Annotated in this window: 1 pseudogene; it reads left to right on the forward strand. The window is 65.9% G+C overall.

Going from position 1 to position 317, the window contains the following annotated elements:
• Nucleotides 1-317: pseudogene (locus tag EN862_RS37265) on the forward strand (hypothetical protein); the annotation flags it as partial.

Here is a 317-nt window from a genome sequence, read left to right on the forward strand (position 1 = left end):
GCTGGCGACGCTGGCGGGTGTTGCTTCAGGCAGCGTCATCGGCCTGGTGCTCGGCACCTTCGGCGGCCTGGTCGATGCCGTCGGCGCGCGGCTGCTCGACGCGGTCATGTCGCTGCCCTTCATCGTGCTGGTGACGATGGCGCTGGTGGCGCTCGGCATCATGAACGAGCTGACGGCAACCCAGATGCTGGCGCCGAATGGCACCCGTACGCTGGCGATGGCGTTCTGGTCCTACAGCGGCGAGATCGATTACGCCTCGGCATCGCCTTATGCCTTCATCATGGTGGCGATGTCGCTGCCGCTGACCTGGCTGCTTT

It is taken from the genome of Mesorhizobium sp. M2E.F.Ca.ET.219.01.1.1 (genome assembly GCF_004016445.2).
Taxonomy (GTDB): Bacteria; Pseudomonadota; Alphaproteobacteria; order Rhizobiales; family Rhizobiaceae; genus Mesorhizobium.